At 44.4% G+C, this 19,870-nt stretch carries 16 protein-coding genes; 7 read left to right on the top strand and 9 right to left on the bottom strand.

Annotated elements, in window-relative coordinates; all coding sequences use genetic code 11:
* Nucleotides 1–28: 28 nt before the first annotated feature.
* On the bottom strand, nt 29–934 hold the full coding sequence (locus ACF8EG_RS21155; protein ID WP_005483516.1) for a lysine exporter LysO family protein: 906 nt from the start codon (nt 932–934) through the stop codon (nt 29–31).
* A gap of 107 nt (nt 935–1,041) precedes the next feature.
* Nucleotides 1,042–1,962, bottom strand: coding sequence for an HDOD domain-containing protein (locus tag ACF8EG_RS21150; RefSeq protein ID WP_069505059.1), 921 nt, complete (start codon nt 1,960–1,962; stop codon nt 1,042–1,044).
* 370 nt (nt 1,963–2,332) lie between these two features.
* Here ACF8EG_RS21150 and ACF8EG_RS21145 point away from each other — a divergent pair, with 370 nt between their 5' ends.
* Nucleotides 2,333–2,920 (top strand): TfoX/Sxy family DNA transformation protein, encoded by a 588-nt coding sequence (locus ACF8EG_RS21145; protein ID WP_005459593.1) that lies wholly within the window; start codon nt 2,333–2,335, stop codon nt 2,918–2,920.
* 172 nt (nt 2,921–3,092) lie between these two features.
* On the opposite strand, the gene ACF8EG_RS21140 is transcribed toward ACF8EG_RS21145, so the two are convergent.
* The 3 genes from ACF8EG_RS21140 to ACF8EG_RS21130 all read right to left on the bottom strand — a co-directional run bounded on the left by ACF8EG_RS21140 (nt 3,093) and on the right by ACF8EG_RS21130 (nt 6,270).
* Nucleotides 3,093–3,638, bottom strand: coding sequence for a hypothetical protein (locus ACF8EG_RS21140; protein WP_005459590.1), 546 nt, complete (start codon nt 3,636–3,638; stop codon nt 3,093–3,095).
* Between the two features lie 197 nt (nt 3,639–3,835).
* Complete coding sequence (locus ACF8EG_RS21135; RefSeq protein WP_005485573.1) at nt 3,836–4,333, bottom strand: response regulator; 498 nt, start codon at nt 4,331–4,333, stop codon at nt 3,836–3,838.
* Complete coding sequence (locus tag ACF8EG_RS21130) at nt 4,330–6,270, bottom strand: ATP-binding protein (RefSeq protein ID WP_065969591.1); 1,941 nt, start codon at nt 6,268–6,270, stop codon at nt 4,330–4,332. Before ACF8EG_RS21130 ends, ACF8EG_RS21135 begins: the two co-directional genes overlap by 4 nt.
* Before the next feature lie 186 nt (nt 6,271–6,456).
* Between ACF8EG_RS21130 and ACF8EG_RS21125 the strand changes: the two genes are divergently transcribed.
* The 3 genes from ACF8EG_RS21125 to ACF8EG_RS21115 all read left to right on the top strand — a co-directional run bounded on the left by ACF8EG_RS21125 (nt 6,457) and on the right by ACF8EG_RS21115 (nt 10,392).
* Nucleotides 6,457–7,722: a DUF945 family protein gene (locus ACF8EG_RS21125; RefSeq protein ID WP_025525328.1), complete on the top strand. Its 1,266-nt coding sequence runs from the start codon at nt 6,457–6,459 to the stop codon at nt 7,720–7,722.
* Between the two features lie 138 nt (nt 7,723–7,860).
* Nucleotides 7,861–8,955, top strand: a complete 1,095-nt coding sequence (gene serC, locus ACF8EG_RS21120; protein ID WP_069505061.1) for a 3-phosphoserine/phosphohydroxythreonine transaminase — start codon at nt 7,861–7,863, stop codon at nt 8,953–8,955.
* A 105-nt stretch (nt 8,956–9,060) separates the two neighbouring features.
* Entirely contained in the window at nt 9,061–10,392 is a 1,332-nt protein-coding gene (locus ACF8EG_RS21115; protein ID WP_069505063.1) for a D-serine ammonia-lyase, read from the top strand.
* Between the two features lie 69 nt (nt 10,393–10,461).
* On the opposite strand, the gene cydC is transcribed toward ACF8EG_RS21115, so the two are convergent.
* From cydC to trxB, 3 genes are all read right to left on the bottom strand, one after another.
* Nucleotides 10,462–12,183 (bottom strand): cysteine/glutathione ABC transporter ATP-binding protein/permease CydC, encoded by a 1,722-nt coding sequence (gene cydC / locus ACF8EG_RS21110; RefSeq protein WP_069505065.1) that lies wholly within the window; start codon nt 12,181–12,183, stop codon nt 10,462–10,464.
* Nucleotides 12,176–13,963 carry a cysteine/glutathione ABC transporter permease/ATP-binding protein CydD gene (gene cydD / locus ACF8EG_RS21105; protein ID WP_069505067.1) on the bottom strand — a complete coding sequence of 596 codons (1,788 nt, stop codon included), beginning with the start codon at nt 13,961–13,963 and terminating at the stop codon, nt 12,176–12,178. Before cydD ends, cydC begins: the two co-directional genes overlap by 8 nt.
* Before the next feature lie 103 nt (nt 13,964–14,066).
* Nucleotides 14,067–15,026, bottom strand: coding sequence for a thioredoxin-disulfide reductase (gene trxB / locus ACF8EG_RS21100; RefSeq protein ID WP_005495561.1), 960 nt, complete (start codon nt 15,024–15,026; stop codon nt 14,067–14,069).
* Between the two features lie 360 nt (nt 15,027–15,386).
* On the opposite strand from trxB, the gene ACF8EG_RS21095 reads away from it, so the two are divergent.
* Together ACF8EG_RS21095 and ACF8EG_RS21090 are read left to right on the top strand one after the other, a co-directional pair.
* Nucleotides 15,387–16,043, top strand: coding sequence for a 2OG-Fe dioxygenase family protein (locus tag ACF8EG_RS21095; RefSeq protein WP_015296577.1), 657 nt, complete (start codon nt 15,387–15,389; stop codon nt 16,041–16,043).
* Nucleotides 16,027–17,262 (top strand): cysteine desulfurase-like protein, encoded by a 1,236-nt coding sequence (locus ACF8EG_RS21090; protein ID WP_069505069.1) that lies wholly within the window; start codon nt 16,027–16,029, stop codon nt 17,260–17,262. The genes ACF8EG_RS21095 and ACF8EG_RS21090 overlap by 17 nt, the downstream gene beginning before the upstream one ends.
* A 92-nt stretch (nt 17,263–17,354) precedes the next feature.
* Here ACF8EG_RS21090 and ACF8EG_RS21085 read toward each other — a convergent pair whose 3' ends face one another.
* Nucleotides 17,355–18,179, bottom strand: coding sequence for a DUF2797 domain-containing protein (locus tag ACF8EG_RS21085; protein WP_025542344.1), 825 nt, complete (start codon nt 18,177–18,179; stop codon nt 17,355–17,357).
* A 349-nt stretch (nt 18,180–18,528) separates the two neighbouring features.
* On the opposite strand from ACF8EG_RS21085, the gene ACF8EG_RS21080 reads away from it, so the two are divergent.
* Nucleotides 18,529–19,866 carry a GGDEF domain-containing protein gene (locus tag ACF8EG_RS21080; protein ID WP_069505071.1) on the top strand — a complete coding sequence of 446 codons (1,338 nt, stop codon included), beginning with the start codon at nt 18,529–18,531 and terminating at the stop codon, nt 19,864–19,866.
* Nucleotides 19,867–19,870: the final 4 nt, after the last annotated feature.

Raw genomic sequence — 19,870 nt, 5'->3', positions numbered from 1 at the left:
AATGGATGTTAAAGATAAAACCTGAGATCTAGCTAGCAAGTGATACAAAGAAAAGCATCATAACGGGCACAAGTAAACTCAAGATAAAACCACTAACAATAGCGACAGGGACGCAGCGGACGCCACCTGTGGTTTGAATCACAGGTAATGTAAAGTCCATCGCAGTTGCGCCCGCATAACCGATAGCCGTACAAGGGTAGCTACGGATAAAGAGTGGGATCGCGACCAGCGCTATCAACTCACGCATGAGTTCGATAAGGAAAGATGCCCCACCAAACACAGGACCAAATGCGTCGCCCATCAAAATGCCGGCTAATGAGTACCAGCCAAATCCGGAAGACATCGCTAATGCTTGATAAAGTGGTAAGTCTAAAATCACAGAAGCGATAACGCCGCCGAGCATACAAGTGGCGATAACAATGGCAGCAATCGCCATGCCTTGTTTGTTGAGCAAGATCTGTCTCAGAGTTAAACCGCTGTTTCTGAGTTGAATGCCGATGAAAAAGAGCAGAAGGAAGAGGATCCATTCGCTCGCGGTGTCTACCCACTCCAGACCTATCGGCAAAATGAGACCAGCAATTAAGCCTCCACCAACGACAACAATCAGTTTTACTGATTCTAATGCCATAGAAGAAAGTGGAAGCTTGTTTTGGTTGTGATTGGTCTGCAACGGAATAATCTTATCGATTATTGGCAGAGCGAGTAAGTTACATACACTCAAGCAGACGAAAAAAGTACCAGCGTACAGCAGTATACTCTGCAAGTTGCTACTCAAGTTGTCTAAGGCAGCTAAACTTAAACCCATCAACGAAAGAATGACGTAAATAAGGTATGAAGTTGATTGGTTAATTTTCTCTAGTAAAGCTGCGCGAGAAATAGGAATTAAGTACCCCACTACAAGAGGGGCAAAAATGAATAGCATCCCTGAGAACATAAAACTTGATAATTCCTTAGTGAGACAAGCCGGAGACAAAAGCCACTGACAAAACAACACTCGACCTTGAGTTTAATGTTTATCGTGGATGACGTTAGTTAACTTAATTACAAGCCGCTAGCACTGAGTACTGCGTTGATTTCGTTTCGAAAGTCAGTATCACTCATATTGCTTAGGTCATACAAGACCTCTGCACCTGTTAAATTGAATTCCACTTCATGTTCATCAATACGTTCGTCTTGATTGCGGAACATCAATAAGTGGTTTGCAATTCGAGCAATGTCCAAATAACTGACTTCTGGACGAGCGGTAACAAACTTTTCGTTTGAAGAGACTTCTCGAAAATCGTTGTCGAACCCCCAGCGTTCTAGCACTAACTTACTGGTTGCAGAGCAGCGAGTTTGGAATATTTGCAACGCGATATCAGGGGCGAGGTAATTGCCACTATCCAGATACAGGTGATATTCGTTAATGAGGCAGAACAAGCCAATATCGGCCAATAAGCCAACTAGAAGTGCCTTTTCCAGCTCTAGATGTGTGTAAACTGAAGGCTCGTGTTTGTGGAATTCTTGTACGACCAGCACCATCGTGGCGCCAAGTTCTCGAGAGACGGCCGCACTTTTTACCAGTATGTCATTGCACTCTTTACTCAGATTGACCGCGTGTTTCAATTGCTCGATAGCTTGTGCGGTCACGATGTCTCGAACGCGGAAGATGCCTAAACGAGAGACGGCGGTAGTTAAATCACTACAAGTAATGTTTCTTCGGTTAAAAATCACCGAGTTGGCTACGCGAATCACAATAGCAGCTAACCCTGGATCTTCTAAAAGGCAATTTGCGACATCAGAAACCGTGGTGTTTTCTTCTATACAAAGTTTTTGAATTTTGATGACTACATCGGGGATGGGTGGTAACGAAATTTTACCCGTAGATATGGATTGTTCGACCAATTGGGCGAATTCAGATTCAAGCGCTTTTATAAGCTTATCTTTGTTATTTGGTAGCCAAAAAAATGATAGATGTTCCATTGTGACGTGGTGTTAGAGAACTTTCGTACAGTGTACCCTTACCCGAAGAACATTATCAATGAAATGCGTACTAAGTTCTCTATAAATGGTATACGGATCATAACGATGCGTGGTTTTTGGCACGCCATGCGTCAAAAAAATATCGCTAAATACCCAATAAGTGTGAAACTAATCACGTATGATGAATTTATACTTTTTTATATGTGACCTATGTCCTAACTTATTTTTCAACGTTAAGTATGATTAAGCAAGTTGGTGAGCACAACTCACAAAAATATCGCCAACAAATCGACATTTTAAATTCGCTACAAGCTGCTGTTTATCTGGTGACATCGCTAATCGGGGTAATTTATTCAGATTAAAGAGGTCAATGGACATGACAGACCAAGCTTTTTTTAAGTATGTACGCAATTTTAATGAGTATCAGAAACGTTCTATGTTTGGTGGTATCGGCTTGTTTAGCGATGACGCCATGTTTGCGCTTGTCAGCAATGATTGCTGTTATTTGCGCGGCGGTAATGGTTTAGACGAAGAATTTACTCTGCTTAATTGTGAAAAATACAAGCACGTCAAAAAACAGACGACGGCTACTGTAAACTATTATGACGTAACCGATTTATTTGAGTCCGGATTTACTGGTCTTGACGATTTGTTACGCAAATCTATTGATTGCTCAATTAAGGAGCGAAAATACCAAAAGTCTTCTGCAAGTAAACGTTTGAGAGATCTACCGAACATGCAGCTTACATTAGAGCGCATGGTTAAAAAGGCGGGTATTGATGATGTTGAAACCTTTTTGGAACTTGGTCCAGTTGAAGTGTTCAACAAAGTAAGAGTTGCTTACGGCAATGATGTTGACGTTAAACTGCTGTGGAAGTTTGCTGGTGCCATTGATGGTGTGCACTGGAAACTAATCCAAGAGCCGCGCAAAAAACAGTTACTGGCACTGTGTGAATAAGGCAACTGAACCACACAATGATTGACTCGTTTCTAATGGAGTTAGCGAGTCAGAAAAGTAAGTGTTAAAAGCAGAAAAGGGATGTTGATGTTTTTGACCACTTCATTTGAGTTAGTCATTTTATGAATAAAAAAACCGAGGCAATTGCCTCGGTTTTGCTTTTTTACGCCAATTAGAACTTGAAGCGTGTAGTGAACATTATTTGATCACCGTAGAAATCGTTGATGCGAGCTTCAGCACCAAGAGAGAAAAGCTCTGTTGAATGGAAGCGCGCGTAAGCAGAACCTGTCCAATCGTCATCGTTGTCGATTGAAACGTAACCAACTTTACCACCCACTTCAAGTTGAGGACCAAGCCATTGGCGAACGCCTAGGTTTAGCTCCATACCAACATCTGTGCTGCTTGAGCTTGTTGGCTGAACCACACGCATTAGCATTTCACCTGTAAGGTCTGCCCAGTTGTTTAGCGGTGAGTGAAAGCCAAAACCTGCAGCAGAATCAAAGTCGCTATCAAACTCAGAGTCGATACGAGCAATAACGTGCGCATTCGGGTGAATAGATTTGCTGAAGCCAGCACCAAATGTCACAGGGCTTGCGCCGATACGAGCTTCGAAATAATCGTAGCTAAAGTTGCTCATAGTTGCAGGCGCGTTGCGGTCTGCGGCTAGGGCATGGCTTGATGCCATTAATAGGGCAGCGGCTAATAGTGTTTTACGCATAACTAACGATAAACCTTGTTCTTTATTTCCATGGATTCAGGCAAATGCTTGAACCGTAATCTGATTTGTCCGACATCATAATAAAAACGAAGGTCTACGACCAACAAAAATGTGTCGAGGTTTTGTCAATTGACTTAATGGTGACGTAACAAAAGCAAAAAGCGCGCCACTAGTTGCTAGAGAGCTATTCTCAACTATTACTCTCCGAAGCTGGCTCTGCGATCTGCCATTGCATTCAAGATTGCTTCTGAATCGAGAATCGTCGTCCAAGACAACAAATTGTCATCATTTTCAATAACAAAGGCTGTTAGCTGGGATGTAATGGCTTGTCTTAGATCTTCACCTTTCCAAGGCTTGGCAATGTAATAATCTAAGCTAGCATGGTTTACCGCTTCAACGGTGTCTTCAAGACCCGCTTGTCCGGTTAGGAGCACTTTTCTTGCTGCTTTGGTGTCACCATTTTGACTCAGTTCTATAAGAAAGCTGATGCCCGTTTGTTCTGGCATGATGTGGTCGCACAAAATCAGCGCAAGCTGAACTTCTTCTTCCGCCATCTCTTCAATCACTTGCTTTGCTTCCGTAACGGACTCTGCGCCCTCAACGATGAAATGTTCTTCGAATGGTGCTAAATCTTGAAGGACACTATCCAAGACTTCTCGTTCGTCATCGACACATAAAATCAGATACTTAGTCATGTTTCATCTCCTTCTTCAATGACTGGTAACCAGACGGTCATGCAAGTAAAGGCATTGAGTTCCGATTGAACATCAACCCAGCCTTTGTGTGCTGCAACGATTTGTTGGCAAATAGACAGTCCAATACCTAAGCCAAAGTTGCCTTCTTTTTTGGTTGTAAAGTTGAGTTCAAAAATTGCTTTTTTCTGCGAATCCGGAATACCGCATCCATTATCTTCAAATGAAATCACGGCATAACGCTGTTGGTTTTTTTTAACTTCTCTCGTTTGTATTTTTAACGATCCTTTGTCAGGAAAGGCGTCAATCGCATTAGAAATTAGGTTTGTCCACACTTGTTGCAATGCAATAGGTTGGCAAAGCATACGTGGAAGTGGGGCGTAATCTGTTGAAACTTGATGTACCTTTAGCTTGTTTTCGAAAATCACTAAAGTGTCTTCGATGCCTTCATGAATATCGGCGTAGTGCATGCGTTCATCATCAGATCTCGCGTAGCCTTTTAGGCTCTTCACCATGTCAGCGATGCGAGCGGCACAAACATTGATAGAACGGAGAGAAGCACCTGCTTGATGGTATTGTTCTAACGTCTCTAGCGTAGAGGAGGCATTGTCTTTCTTCTTGGCGAGTTGGGAAACGAGTTCGGAATCGCTCTCTAGGCCTAAATTGACGACTTTTTTGGCAATGGCGCGATCAGGTAACGTACTGTTGAGTTCTTTGACGCGTGAGCGCAGTTCGGCAGTCGAGGCTGGCTTGGCAGTTTGAGCTCTGGTTAGAAGCTGAACGCCTTTGATTTGTACTTCTGCTGTCGGAAGTTGAGTTAATAGCCCTTCGAGGGTATGAGTGAGGTTTTCTACACCACGCAAAATCGCAGCTATTGGGTTGTTCAGCTCATGGGCCACGCCCGCAACCAACTGGCCGAGCATGGCCATTTTTTCTCTTTCAATCAGTTGTTGATGAGCAGATTCAAGTGATTCGAGTGTTTTCTGCAATTGTAATTTTGTGTTGATGCTTCTCTGTAATCGGCGATTGAAATGACGAAGAAGTAAGTTCGTAAATAGGGGGAGAAGGTTTGAGTCACTCTGCATTACTTTACGGAACACATTTCTATCAAGTTTAATTACTTCTGTTTCGGTAAGCGTAAGTGCAGTAGAAAAGGAGCATTCCCCTGTCACAAATGACATGCCGCCGACAATGTTCCCTTTGGTATGGCGAACCACTTCTCGCTGCATACCTTGTTCGTCTCTTTTGTAGAGCGCCACTTCTCCGCTGGTTATGAACCATAAAAAGCTGTTAGGTTCTCCTTCAACCGTCAGCAAATGCTCAGGAGAGTAGGTTCGACAAGCTTTTGTTTCGTCATTTTCTTTGAAAAATTGTTGCAAGGCAGAGATTACTTGTTCTGCCAGTTCATTATCAGACATCGAGTGATAGTCGTGTAAGAAACCGGCTTGGTAATTGCTCATCTGATTTTCGATATGAGCACGTAGCAATTTGTGCTGGTCCAAGATTTGGCTATAACTGAGCAAGTCTTCTTTGCAATTACGTAAGATAAACTGTGTCAGCTCTTTTTGAGCGGTATTAAAAAGGACGTTATCTGGTAGAGGCTTGGTCAAACAATGATCCAAACGACCTTCATTGACGGCAGTGAGTATCGCGTCAATATCTGAAGAGCAACTGATGAGAATTTTACGAGCGCGCTCGGTGTGCGGTGTTTTGTCCAGCCCAATGAGAAAATCCACACCATTAAAGTGCGCGTGATGGCTGGCGATCACTAACGCGACAGTTTGTTCTCTTTCTTCAAGATATTCCAACGCGCTTTGCGCTTCTTCTATCGACTCGACAGAAAAAATATCAAATTTGCTTGAGAAAGCCGACAGTTCCAATCGAAACTGCTCAGCACTGATTGGATTATTGTCGAGACACAATACAGCGTAACGATTCACAGGTGGTTGAGCTCCGGTTAAAACTTGGCCAAGCAAACTTTATCAATAAAACGGCGTAATGAGTGCGAGCTGCGTATGATTCCTGACTAATGGACTAGAATTAGCATCAATAGTCTGATTTATCTCAATGTTTTATCCGTTAATGGTTTGGGGTAGACTGAGCGCAAATACCTGAAAAGTGATGTTATGCAAAACTTAAAAAAACTAGGCGCCATCGGTGGTGCAATCTCATTGGCGTTGTGTTGGCCGCTTGCGGTTGGTCAAATTGGTCAGTCGATCATTGAAGACGGTATCGCCAATATGAACGATAAGATGATCAAAGGCGAAGTTGTTGAATACCAACGCGGCTACCTTTCTTCCGTTGTATTAACTCGATACTCAGTGGTTGACCCTGAACTGAAAACACAGTTTGAACGCGATGGTTTGCCGATTATGTTCGAAGTCACGAGTGATGTAAGCCATGGTTTAACTAGCCTGACAGCAGACTCTAAGCTGGTGGATAACGATTTTCTCCCGCTTACCATGCATAGCAAAACACAGCTTAATGGTAACACTGCGTTTACGTTGGATTTAGACAGCTGGAACTATCGCAATGAAGCGCAAGGCGTATCGGTTTCGACAAGTCCTGCGCAAGTGACTGGCGATGTTACCGTGCTCGGTGATTTGAAGTACCAAGTATCGATTCCTTCGGTTCAAGTCGATTTTGAAAATGGTGACGAGCTACACCTGAATGATCTGAGTGGACAAGGTAAGGGTAAGCAAGCGAAAGGTTATTGGCTTGGTGAACAAACCTTTTCTCTAGAAAAGTTAGATGTGGTTGATTCATCGCTTAAACAGGTATTTTTGATTGAAAAGGCGAGCTACAGCGGTAACACGTCGAATGACGAAACCGGTGAGAAGCTAAACAGCCAATTGAACATTAATGCTCAAAAAATGCGCCTAACGGATGGCACTGATGTTGATAACTTTAAGTTGAATTTTGCTATTGCAGATGTAGACAGTAATTCGTTCGATCAAATTATGTCGATCTATCAAAGCTCACCAGTACTTGATGAACAACAGGTGTCCGAGTTAATGCCTCACATCGACATGCTATTTAGTAAGGGCTTTAAGCTTTCAGTTAATGAGCTTTCTTTGGCGTTTGGTGAAGGTAAATTCCGCAACGAGTGGCAATTATCTGTCCCTCAAGGTACAGACCATATCACGCAAGACCCAATGAAGTTGATGACCGCAACAAACGGCGAATTGAGTACTTACTTCTCAGATGAACTTGTTGAACACTATCCATTTATCCAAGAAGGCATTGATGAGCTTTTGATCATGGAGTTGATTGAAAAAGTCGATGGTGGTTATGAACTTAAAGCTCAAATCGGTGAAGGCAAGCTTAAGTTTGAAAATGGTCATGAATTTCCATTGATTGGTCTGTTAATGCCCGCGTTGATGCAGAAATAAGCCGATTACGATTAGAGCTTTCCGTTAATTTGACGTTTTCAGTTTAAAAGAGGTCTTAAGACCTCTTTTCTTGTTTTTATCGCCATAAAAACGTGATATTAATTTCGTAATATTTACATAGCAGGAGCAATGAGCATCATGGAACAAAATACGGACAACGTATTTAACTTCAGTGCAGGGCCAGCGGCTTTGCCAAAAGCTGTCATGCAGCAAGCACAACAGGAACTGATCGACTGGCAAGGTCTTGGTACTTCGGTAATGGAAATCAGCCACCGAAGTAAAGAGTTCATCAAAGTTGCAGAAGAAGCAGAGCAAGATTTACGTGATTTGCTGAATATTCCAGACAACTACAAAGTACTGTTCTGCCAAGGTGGTGCTCGTGCTCAGTTTGCCGCTGTTCCGCTAAACTTACTTGGTGAGGCAGAAACTGCAACCTACATCGATGGTGGTTACTGGGCTGAAAGTGCAGTCGAAGAGGCGAAGAAGTACTGCGAACCTGACGTATTTGATGCCAAAACAGAGATTGACGGTAAAGTCGCTGTTCTACCTGCAAGCGAATGGAAAATTGCCCCAGAAGCGGCTTATGTTCACTTCTGCCCAAATGAAACCATCGATGGCCTCGAAATCAATGATCTTCCAATCACCGACAAACCAATTGTTGCTGATATGTCTTCGACAATTCTTTCTCGTGAAATCGACGTATCGAAATACGGTGTGATTTACGCGGGCGCTCAGAAAAACATTGGTCCATCAGGTATTGCCATCGCGATTGTTCGTGACGATCTACTCGGCATGGCGAAACAAGTGCTGCCAAGTATTCTTGATTACAAAGTTCTTGCTGAAAAAGAATCGATGTTTAATACGCCACCAACGTTTGCTTGGTACTTGTCTGGCCTTGTTTTCAAATGGCTTAAAGCACAAGGTGGGGTTAAGAGCATTGAAACAGTGAATCGCGAAAAAGCAAAACTGCTTTACGATTACATTGATCAGTCTGATTTCTACCGCAACGGCGTTCATCCATCGAACCGTTCATTAATGAACGTTCCTTTCCAATTAGCGAAGCCTGAACTTGACGCGACTTTCCTTGAGCTTGCAGATGCAAAAGGACTAAAAGCGCTAAAAGGTCACCGTGTGGTGGGCGGTATGCGCGCATCGATTTACAATGCAATGCCGCTAGAAGGTGTGCAAGCGTTGGTCGACTTCATGAAAGAGTTCGAGCAAAACTACGCATAGAGCACAAATTGAATGAGTTAAAAGCGTCGCAATTGCGGCGCTTTTGTTTATGTGCGTAACCAATTGAATAGAAGATTTTAAAGAACGAATTGCAGGATAGAGGATATGAACAAGTTGAATTTGGAAGTGCTTAAAAAACAATTCCCACTTGTAGAGCAACTGATCAACCTAGATGAAGTTTGCTGGTTTAATCCCAACGTGACCTCGCTTGAAGAAGGTTTGCCACACGTCGGATTGAACGCAGAAGATATTCATTCCGCGAGTGCAAGGCTCAAGCGCTTTGCTCCTTATCTTATGAAAGCTTTTCCTGAAACCAAAGCCGCTTCTGGTCTCATTGAGTCGCCTGTAGTGGACATTACAAAGATGAAAGCGGCTTTGGAAACTCAGTACAACGTCCCAATATTCGGTCGCCTCATGCTCAAGCTTGATAGTCACTTACCAATATCCGGCTCGATAAAAGCCCGTGGTGGCATTTATGAAGTGTTAGTTCATGCAGAAAAACTGGCGATTGTCGCAGGGTTGTTAAGTGAGAGTGATGATTACAGCAAGCTGCTGAGTGGTGAGTTCCGACAATTTTTCCAACAATACAGCATCGCGGTTGGTTCAACGGGAAACCTAGGCATGTCGATAGGCATGATGAGTGCCAAGCTTGGTTTTTCAGTATCGGTTCATATGTCCGCCGATGCGAGAGAGTGGAAGAAAAACAAACTTCGATCACACGGTGTCAACGTGGTTGAGTACGAGCAAGATTATGGTGTTGCGGTTGAGCAAGGTCGAAAACAGGCAGAGAGCGATCCCAACTGCCTTTTTATCGATGATGAAAACTCACAAACCTTGTTCCTAGGTTACTCGGTTGCAGGTGAACGCTTAAAACAACAATTTGATGATTTAGGTATTGTGGTTGATGAACGTCATCCACTGTTTGTGTATTTACCATGCGGTGTTGGTGGTGGGCCAGGTGGTGTTGCTTTTGGGCTAAAGGTGGCCTTTGGTGACCACGTGCATTGCATCTTCGCTGAGCCAACACATTCTCCTTGCATGTTGTTGGGAGTACATACGGGTTTGCATGATGAGATAGCGGTGCAAGATATTGGTATAGATAATCTCACCGCGGCAGATGGCTTGGCAGTTGGTCGTCCTTCTGGTTTTGTTGGGCGAGCCATGGAGCGGCTAATTGATGGTTACTACACAGTGACGGACGAACGTATGTATCAGCTTTTAGGAGAGTTGAGCGAACGAGAAGGCATCAATTTGGAGCCCTCTGCATTAGCCGGAATGATGGGCGCGGTGCATGTCTCGAGTTCTCTACACTACCAGACTCGTTTACAGCTTACGGATGAACGTTTGAAAAATGCCACACACTTAGTTTGGGCGACCGGGGGAGGGATGGTGCCAGAAGCTGAAATGTCAGCTTACTTGGCGAAGTCTGGTCGTTAGAGCGTTCTTCAAATTTTTTGAGTTAGTCAATGAAAAAGCTCATCCGAAGATGAGCTTTTTTAGTCTTACTTATAGAGATTGAAGCAACTGGTAATAACGACCGCGTTGAGCGAGTAGCGTTTGATGGTCGCCTTGCTCAATGATCTCGCCCTGTTCCATAAGGCAAATGTTGTCCATGTTCTCTAATTCGATGAGTCGGTGAGTGATGAACACAACCGTCTTGTTGGCAAAATACTCGTTGAAAAGCGCCATGATTTTTTGTTCGGTACGCTTGTCGAGGCCTTCGGTTGGCTCATCAAGAAGCAAAATCGGAGCATCTCGTAGTAACGCTCGCGCAATACCAATACGACGTTTCTCGCCACCAGAAAGCTGACGACCGCCATCACCCAACCAAGCATCAAGACCCGGCTCTTCAAGCAGTGCACCCAGTTCTACTTTCGTTAGGATCTCCGCCAGTTGCTCATCAGTCGCATTTGGTGACGCCATTAACAAGTTGTCACGTAGTGTGCCGTTTAACACATCTACTCGTTGGCTCACTACGGTAATTGCTGAGCGCAGATCGGATTCGCACCAATCTTTTAGTGAAGCGCCACCAATGCGAACCTCACCTTGGTTTACATCCCAGTAGCGACAAAGTAGTTGAATCAGAGTCGATTTGCCTGAACCCGTTTGACCAACAATTGCGGTTTTTGAGCCTAAAGGAAGTGAAAGCGAAAGGTCTTTCAGCACTTTCTGTTGTCCATCAGGGTATGCAAAATCAATATTGTCGAACTCGATATCCAGTGGTTTTTCTTCGCGTTTAGATAGCTTAGGGAAGACAACATCAGGCTCAGCAAGAATCACTTCGTTCAAGCGACGGGCAGAAGTCAGCGTTTGACCTAGGTATTGGAACGCACCCGCAATAGGCATCAAAATTTCAAAACTTGCCATTGTTGCAAAAGCGAATAGGGCGATCCAAGGATCAGGTGCCCGACCACCAACACCATCAGCAGCAAACCAAAGCATGACAACTAAAGTCAGGCCGTTCACCAACATCAGAAGTCCTGACGCCATACCAGTCAGATTAGCGTTTACAAACTGGTTTGAAAGCAGTTGTTTTTGCTTTTCAAGAATCAGGTTACGGTAGCGTTCTTCTGCACCAAAAATACTCAGCTCGCTATAGCCTTGTAGCCAATCGAGTGTTGCGACACGAAGCTGAGCTTTGTTATGCGTTAAGTGCTCACCATTGTTTTTGCCCAGTTTGTAAAAAAGCACTGGCCACACCAAAAGCATGATCGTAAGAATTGAGCCTAAAAGTAGCGCAAGATGCCAGTCAAAGAACGCTAAGACTGCGGTTAAACTCAGAATGCCAAAGATGCCAATAATGACTGGGCTGACAAGTCGCAGATAAACGTGATCCATTGCGTCCACATCGGCTACTAGACGGTTCAGCAGATCAGCATCGCGCATTGTTGACACTCGGCCTGGGATCAGCGGAGCAAGTTTCTTGAAGAAGAAGATGCGCAAGTCTGTTAGCAACTTAAATGTCGCATTGTGGCTTACAACGCGCTCACCCCAACGGCCAGCTGTTCGTGCCATTGCGGCACCGCGCACGCCAGCACCTGGCAGCATGTAGTTGAAGGTTTCACGCGCAACGGTTAAACCTGCCACTGCTGCTGCGGAGATAAACCAACCAGACAGAGTGAGCAAGCCAACAGATGCAGCAAGTGTTAGGAACGCCAATAGCATACCCAGCGACAAACTGAACCAATGTTTTTTATACAGTTTTAGATAAGGGAGTAAATCACGCATCTAGGTTCCCCTTGTCTGATTCACGCTGCGCTAGGTTGGCAGCTAACATGTCTTTAAACAAACCTTCTTGTGAGGCTAGGGTAGCGTAGTCGCCACGTTGTACGATTTGACCATCTTGCATCACGAGAATTTGTGAAACGTTTTGCAAAGGCGCAAGTTGGTGAGTGATCATCAAGTTAGTGGTGGATTGTATATACTTATTAATTCCCTCCATCACCAGTTTTTCACTGCGCGCATCCAAGCTTGCCGTCGGTTCGTCAAGCAACCAGAAACGGCCGTTTTGTAGCATTGCTCGCGCAAGTGCAAGACGTTGAGCTTGTCCTACAGATAAACCGCCTGAACGGTCAGAGATTGCGTAATCCAGGCCATGCATTTCAACAAACTCTGCTGCGTAAGAATCGTTGAGCACTGTATTCACTTGTGTGTCTGGAATATCGTGTTTACCAAGCGTGACGTTATCACGAATGCTGCCGTGCAATAACATTGGGTTTTGGCCTATCCAGCTGACAGCTTCGCGCCAAGTCGATAGATCAAGTTGAGACAACTCGCAGCCGTTAATTTTCAAACTGCCCTTGTATGGCATAAAGCCAAGAATGGTATTAACCAAACTGGTTTTACCTGCGCCACTTGGGCCAACAAGCGCAGTGCTTTGATTGGCTTCCAATGAAAATGACAGAGGGCCGGCCAATTGTTTGCCTTCAGGGCTGAAAACAACCAAATCTTGAGCTTCGATTTGAATTGGTGTGTTCTGTTCAAGAGATTGAGTTCCATCTTTCACTTGATCGACCTCTAGTTCAAGAAACTCGACAATACTTTCGGCAGCGCCCACCGCTTGTTGCTTCGCGTGATAGAAAGTGCCGAGATCTCGAAGTGGTTGGTAAAACTCAGGAGCTAAAATCAGGATGAACAGGCCAGCAAACAAGGTGACGCCAGCACCGTAGTAACCAAAGTTCAATTCACCGATGTAACTGAAGCCGAAGTAAACCGCAGTAATAGCGATAGAAATAGAAGTGAAGAACTCCAGTACCGCAGAAGAAAGGAATGCGATTTTTAGTACATCCATCGTGCGGGTACGAAATACCTCTGATGCCCCTTTTAGGGTCTCAGTTTCTGACTTTGTACGGTCGAAAAGGCGAATAGTCGTCATCGCTTGCAATCGGTCATAGAAGTGACCGGACAAGCGTTGCATTGCTTTGAAGTTTTTACGGTTCGCTTCCGCGGCTTTGATACCAACTAATGCCATAAAAATAGGCACTAGCGGGGCCGTCACAAGGAAGATTAAACCTGCCGCCCAGTTAACTGGGAATACCACAACCAAAATGATGAAAGGAACTAATACCGACAGCGACATTTGAGGTAAGTAGCGAGAGAAGAAGTCTTGCATGTTCTCAACTTGCTCTAGAATCAATGTTGCCCAACTGCCTGCTGGTTTGCCTTTAATGTAAGCAGGCCCCAGCTTGTGGACTTTGTCTAAAATGAGCTGTCGAATGTAAACTCGGATTTGTTCGCCACAGCGGTAGCCCGCAATTTCGCGGCCCCACGCACATGCAGCGCGGCCGATGACGGTTCCGACTAATCCGACAAAGTGCCAAATGAGCTCACTTTTATCGACTTGTTCGATGATTAATTGGTGAAGAATGGAGGCGAGCAGGGCTGCTTGAGCCAATAAAAACACGCTTGAAAGTACGCCTAGGCCTATCGCAATCATGAGCCAGCGCTTGGCTAACTTGCTCTGTTGCTTAAGCCACTTATTCAAGCTGCTTTGCTTTTTCTTATCCATCGTGAAGGCTTAATGATAATTGTTTTAATGAGGCGGTAGTATACAAAAGAAAACCCAGCGGGAATACCGCTGGGCTTTAAGGATATGACACAAATGTGAAAAGTTATTTGTCACTAAGTGCGTCTAGGAAGCGTTCCGCATCCAGAGCTGCCATACAGCCTGTACCTGCTGATGTGATTGCTTGACGATAGTTGTGATCCATTACGTCACCAGCTGCAAATACACCTTCAATGCTAGTTTGCGTCGCGTTGCCTTCTAGACCCGACTTCACAACGATGTAGCCATCTTTCATTTCTAGCTGGCCTTCAAAGATCTGGGTGTTTGGCTGGTGGCCGATCGCGATAAACGCGCCCATCACTTCAAGATCTTCAGTTGTGCCTGTGTTTACATCTTTAATGCGAACACCAGTTACGCCCATATCGTCGCCCAGAACTTCATCTAGTGTGCGATCGGTGTGAAGAATGATGTTGCCATTTTCCACTTTGTCCATAAGACGATTAATGAGGATCTTCTCAGCACGGAATGAATCACGACGGTGGATCAGGTGAACTTCAGATGCGATGTTAGATAGGTACAGCGCTTCTTCAACCGCTGTGTTACCGCCGCCGACAACCGCTACTTTTTGGTTGCGGTAGAAGAAACCGTCACACGTAGCACATGCCGATACGCCGCGACCTTTGAACGCTTCTTCTGATTCCAGACCTAGGTATTTAGCGGATGCACCTGTTGAAATGATCAAAGCATCACAGGTGTACTCACCAGAATCACCTTTTAAACGGAATGGACGTTGAGACAGTTCAACTTCGTTGATGTGATCGAATACAATTTCTGTTTCGAAACGTTCCGCATGTTCTTTCATGCGTTCCATTAATGCTGGGCCTGTTAGGCCTTCTGCATCACCTGGCCAGTTTTCTACTTCTGTTGTAGTGGTTAGCTGACCACCTTGTTGCATTCCCGTCACAAGCACAGGGTTTAGATTCGCGCGCGCTGCGTATACTGCCGCGGTGTAACCTGCTGGACCAGAACCAAGAATTAATAGTTTACAGTGTTTTACGTCGCTCATTGTGGCTCCAAAGAGGGCTGAACATTTCTCTCGATTGTATGGAAATTCTTATAGCTTTAAAAGCATAAACGGCGATTGAGATCGAATAAATGGTTATAGATTAGAACTCACTATCGCGTGATAGAAATTGTCTCAATCCAGCATAAAATTCTATTTGCAGTAGAGAAATCTAGTTTCAAATGTTGCGTAAGCTTTAATCTAAAACATATACCTAATTTAGCTTTTGTTTGTGGGTTTTCATCTCGTTTTTTTATTTATGTTGAAGCTATCAACGTTAAAAGCTGGCAATTGCAGAATATTTGCGTAATCTATGTTGTAAATTAAATGTTAATTAAATGTGCCTCATTAAAGGAGTCAATGATGTTACATTCGCGTGAGAACACTCTACATTTAACTCAGCTCAGTATGGCAGCAATTGAGCAACTTTCGCCTTCATTTGAAGCGTTACCTCATACTGAGCACGCTGATGGGCAATATCGATTACGACGCTACTCAGTCGTGAGTTTTGAAGATGGACAAGTGATAGATTTGAACAAGAACAGCTTTGTACAGTCTTCAGATATCAACCGATTTCAGGGTGATGTCATTCGTCAATTTGAACCTATCGAGAAAGACATTTTAGCAAGTGAAGGCTTTCGCGAAATGTGTGCGCTATTCGTGAGCGCGAACCACCTTCCAAATGGTCAAGAAATCGAAATTCACCAGATTCGAATCACTGCATTAGATAGCGAAACGCAGGTCGCGCCAGAAGGTGTGCACCAAGACGGATTTGATCATATCGCGATGGTTGGTGTTGGTCGTCACAACATCATTGGTGGTGACATCATGCTATACAGCAGCCATAACCAAGCCCCATTTTTCCGCAAAGTATTAGAAAACGGGGAAGTGGCGATGTTGGCTGACAGCAAACTTTGGCACAACGCCTGTCCAATTCGTTCTGTGATTGATGACCAAGCAGGCCACATGGATGTCTTTGTATTAACCGCAACGGACAAACGTAATGAACTTCAATCTTAATCAAATCAGAGAACAGTTTCCTGCGCTGGCTCAGTATCATAATGACAAACCAGTTACGTTTTTTGATGGGCCAGGTGGCTCGCAAGTCCCTCAATCTGTGCTTGATTCAATGGTCGGCTACCTTGGGCGTTTTAATTCCAACTTGGGTGGGCATTACTTCTCTAGCCAAGCTACAGTCGATGCCATGCAGGGTGCGCGCGAGTCGGCACAAGCGCTATTGAATGCACCTTCGTCTGGTAATATTGTCTTTGGCGCGAACATGACATCACTGACGTTCCAGTTAAGCCGTGCAATCAGTCGTGATTGGCAAGAAGGGGATGAGATCATTGTCTCAGCGCTTGACCATTACTCGAACGTTTCAAGCTGGCAACAAGCAGCAGAAGACAAAGGAGCGGTAGTTCGCCAAGTTCGAATCAATGAAGCGGACTGCACTTTAGATCTTGAGCACTTACAAAGCCTGCTTTCAGAAAAAACACGTTTGGTTGCCGTGACATATGCGTCAAACACCACGGGATCGATAGTCGATATTCAGCGCGTAGTTGACATGGCGCACGGTGTTGGTGCTCAAGTTTATGTCGATGCCGTGCATTATGCTCCTCACCACTTAGTCGATGTACAAGCGCTGGGCTGTGATTTCTTAGCGTGTTCAGCTTATAAGTTCTTTGGACCGCATGTAGGTATCGCTTACGTGGCTGACCAATGGTTGCACAGCCTTCGTCCTTATAAAGTAGAACCGGCTACGAATATTGGTCCGGGTCGTTTTGAAACGGGGACACAAAGCTTCGAAGGCCTTGCTGGTGTTGCGGCCGCAGTGGAATATTTGGCTCAGTTTGGCGACAACGACTTACCACTTCGTCAGCGATTAGAACAAAGTTACGCGCTTTACAATCAACACGAACAGCGCTTAAGTGAGTGTTTTTTGCAACGACTCGACGCGCTAGAAGGTGTGAAACTCTATGGCATCGAGAGCGAAGATTGTCAGCAACGTACGCCGACGTTTGCCCTAACATTTGACAAGTATTCACCAGAGTTTATCGCTAAGACCTTAGGTGAGCACAATATCTGTGTTTGGAATGGCCACTTTTATGCACTTGGTTTGGTTCGTCAGCTTGGCATTGAAGAATCAGGTGGGGTCGTACGAATTGGTTGTATGCATTACAACACTATTGAAGAAGTGGATATGTTGTTTGATGTGCTAGAAAGCATCCTTGATGCTTAATCTCTCATCGCTCTGAACGAATAAAAACAAAAGCTCGAGCCAATGCTCGAGCTTTTTCTATCTAGGAAGTTTGTATAGCAAAGCAGACGTATCTACGCGCTTACTTCAACTTCGTAAGATGTAAATTTGCGGACGTTAATCACACCGGTATCAAAAATCAGATACTGACCTTTGATGCCTTGCAAAATACCAGTCACAACCGGGTTTTTGTCGAAGTTATGAGAGGTGATTTTCGTTGGGTGTTGCTGAACGGGGTAGCTAAGATCGGTAGTGGTTTCGCTCAGCACCTCGATGGCATCTTCACCAAATTGCTGTTTGATTTCAGCAATTTTGTCTTGTACAAGAGGGAGCAGTTCAGCAAAACGATCTTGTAACTCAATCGGTTCACCATCGCCTTTAAGCAAAGTGCGCCAGTTTGTTTTGTCTGCAATATGCTTTGCCAGTTCCACTTCAATCAAGCCTGAAATATGACGCGTTTTGACTTTGAAAATTGGCAGACCCTGAGTTGCACCTTGATCAATCCAACGTGTTGGAATTTGAGTGTGGCGAGTGATGCCCACTTTCAAGCTTGATGTATTTGATAGATACACGAAGTGATCCACCATACAGTTTTCTTCTCCCCACTGCGGTTCGCGGCATGTGCCTTGATCGTAGTGGCAAGTCTCTGGCTTCATGATGCACATATCGCAGCTCGCAAGCTTCTTCATACACACGAAACAGTGGCCTTGAGAATAGCTCTTCTTGGTTTTCTTACCGCATGAGCAACAAAAAATATTGCCAGTATGCGTCAACGTGAGTGTTTTACCGAGAAACGGTGACAAATCGACTTCTTCATCACCCACAGGAAGACGATAGCTGACGGCACCATCGAGAGAAGCACGCATTTTGTTTAGCGTACCAGTAGCAATTAATGACATGACATTACTCGTTATTGTGTTTTGCGACAGTATATAACGAAGTGCGCTCAAGATGCAGGGTTGACAGGGTTAATAACTGGCAATGTTTCCACAATGAATGACCATTGTTTCTCGTCGCAAAGCATGATGGTGCCTCGCTTGAGTGGTTGTGAATTGCTTCGCAAATAACAAGTAAGTCATCAAATTGGACGATTTTAAACCGTGATAACGGTTCAAAACGCGTTATCATGTATCGGAAATAAGAACCCAAGCCAAAAGTAATTTTGTTTCTTGATAAATGACTTTATTTGAAGTTCGAAATATCATTGAGTACACTGTGTTGTATATAAGTTAAGCAGGTCACTTGCCTATGAAGTGGATACACAAATTAATCTTCGCTCTTTCGATTTGTACGATCAGTTTAGTTGCTCTGTACAGTGTGTTAGGTGATACGCGTAAGCTCGTCATTACACCTGAACAATTCAATATTTATGCTACAAAAGATGCGAGCGAAGGTGGGCTAAGCTCGGCCGATATCACCTATGATGCGCAAAGCTTGGTACTCAATTGTGAGCTAAAAAAAAGCAGTTATGCTTGGCCGTATTGCGGTATCTCGGTTTATACCGATGTTGCGAAGCCAACGCATGGCATCGATCTTTCTAATTACCATACCATCCGATTAAAGCTTCATTATGAAAAGGCGGGAGATGGGCAAAACCCAAGCCATGACCTGCGTCTTTATCTGAGAAACTACAATCCGGAATACTCGAAACCGGATGATGAATACACTATCAAATACAATGGCATGCAGTTTTCTCCATCGAGTTTTAGTGAAACCATCGAGATTCCGATTAAGAACTTACAGGTAATGACGTGGTGGCTTGCGGATAACAAGGTCGATATTGGACATTCTGCGCCAGAGTTTTCGAACATTACGCGTATTGATATTGCCACTGGTTCGGGTGCTGCGCTTGGTCAGCACAAAATTGTGATTGATAAGATCGAATTTGAAGGTGCCTATCTTGCACAAGAAACGTTGTTGTTTGCTCTATTGTTTTCTTGGATGGCTTTAGGGCTGGCTTTCTCTCTGCATGAACTACGGAAAAACAGAGCGGCGTATGAAAAAGCGAAGCGTCGTCATCGTCATCTAGAAAAAGTGAATGGCACTTTGCGCGCGCAGAATTACGAATTTGCCGAGTTGGCGCACCGAGATGCGCTAACCGGAGCGATGAACCGTCATGCTGTACAAACTTGGTTAGAACAGCAAGCACGCCAAGTACGTTGGGGGCACTCGACGTTGAGCATCCTTTATATGGATTTAGATAACTTTAAGAAGATTAACGATAAGTTCGGGCATCAAATGGGGGATGATATTCTGCGTGAATTCGTCATGGTCGTTGCCAGTTCTATTGCACCTGATGACCGTTTGGTTCGTTGGGGTGGTGAAGAGTTTGTGGTTTTCTGTCCAGATACCAATATCGAACAAGCCGTGAAAAAGGCCGAGATGATACGCAAGAATGTCGCAAACCACTTGTGGGTTCATGGTGAGGCGCTTGCTTGCAGTATTGGTGTGGCCCAAATGCAAAATGAGCGGGTAACCGAGACCATGGCAAGAGCCGATGAAGTATTGTATCTCGCTAAGCGTAATGGTCGAAACCGCGTTGAGGTGAACTACGGATTGTTGAGTTGCCAAAAGAATGAGGCATAAATAG

The organism is Vibrio sp. YQ_11 (assembly GCF_043103065.1).
Taxonomy (GTDB): domain Bacteria; phylum Pseudomonadota; class Gammaproteobacteria; order Enterobacterales; family Vibrionaceae; genus Vibrio; species Vibrio parahaemolyticus.
This window is presented reverse-complemented; position numbering and strand designations above follow the sequence as displayed.